This window comes from Pseudomonas sp. TSRC2-2, assembly GCF_049897785.1.
GTDB lineage: Bacteria > Pseudomonadota > Gammaproteobacteria > Pseudomonadales > Pseudomonadaceae > Aquipseudomonas.
Genome location: NZ_JAFCWZ010000023.1, coordinates 1 through 1,245, shown reverse-complemented (window position 1 = coordinate 1,245; position 1,245 = coordinate 1). Strand labels below are relative to the sequence as shown.

Sequence of the window (1,245 nt, the reverse complement as noted above, 5' to 3'; positions counted from 1 at the left end):
TGTCTAGTCCTGAAATAGGTTTACACCTGTTTCAGTTTCAAAACGCCCGATGCACCGCATCGGGCGTTTTGTATTTCAGGGACAAATGAGGTCGCTTACGGTTATAGATTTCTATCGATTCCTCAACCATGCGCTTGGCTTGGGCAAGGTCTTTGGGGCGGTGTAGAAGAAATTCTGTTTTCAGAATCCCATTCACTCGTTCCGCCAGAGCATTCTGGTAGCAGTCGTAGCCATCAGTCATCGAACATCTGACCCCATGCTTGGCGTGCAGCTTTTGATAGAGATTGGAGCAGTACTGCGAGCCCCGATCGGAGTGATGTACCAGCGGCTGATTGGTTCTTCGGTGTCGAAGAGCATTCCTCATGGCACGGATGACGGACCCGGTATGCAGGCTTTCATGCACATGATGGCCGACTATTTTGCGCGAGAACGCATCAGTGACCAGACTTACGTAAGCGACACTTTGCTCGGTCGGCAAATAGGTTATATCCGCCACCCAGACCTGTTCCGGGCCGGTGGCAGTGACCTGGTCAGGGCCAGGCTTGAGCCGATTCGGATGTCGACGGAAGCGATGATGACTATCGGTAGTCTTGTGATAAGCGCGTTTGCGTGGAACCAGTTGCCGATGATCCCGCAAAATATCGAACAACCGATCTCGGCCTACCGTTTGCGTCAGTTCAGGTTCGGACTGCATAAGGCCGTGCAGCTTGCGGGTGCCCAGCCGGGGCATTTCAAGGCGTGTCTCCAGCACAAACCCCAGCACCTTTTGCGCGTGGCTAGCTTGCGCGTCGTAAGCTCGATTGCGCTTGTAATACGCCTGCCGTGAAATGCCCAAAAACTGGCAAGCCCTGGTAACACTCAGGCCTTCGATTTGCCCTTGGCTGAGGACTTGCCGGATCGCTTTTTTACGACAGAAACACCGTAATCGTTCTTCAGCACGTCAACGACAGCTTCAAAAAAATGGGCTTTCTGGTTGGCAAGGGCCAGCTTTTCTTCCAGCTCCTTGATTCGCTGCTCTGGTGTCAGCGGCAAATTTGGCTCGGCCATCGGTCGATTCCTCTGGGCGCGAATGGAGGCGCCTTGGCTCCAGTCCTGCCTTCCATGCTTGCGTAACCACACCAACACAGTCGACCGACCCTGGATCCCATAACGTCGTTGAGCCTCTTTATAACTCAGTTCGCCCTTTTCAACCTGATCGACGACCGCTAATTTAAAGCCCAGCGTGTAATCACGTTGACTGCGCCT

At 53.5% G+C, this 1,245-nt stretch carries 1 protein-coding gene; it reads right to left on the bottom strand.

Annotation, left to right across the window (positions count from 1 at the left end; translation table 11 throughout):
* Positions 1-37: 37 nt before the first annotated feature.
* Positions 38-1,245, bottom strand: a protein-coding gene (locus ACP7D9_RS29455) for an IS3 family transposase (RefSeq protein ID WP_426160419.1) whose coding sequence is annotated in 2 segments (ribosomal slippage) — positions 38-909 and positions 909-1,245 — 1,209 coding nt annotated over the 2 segments. Because the reading frame shifts where the segments join, the coding sequence is not laid out codon by codon here. This gene is flagged as partial in the annotation.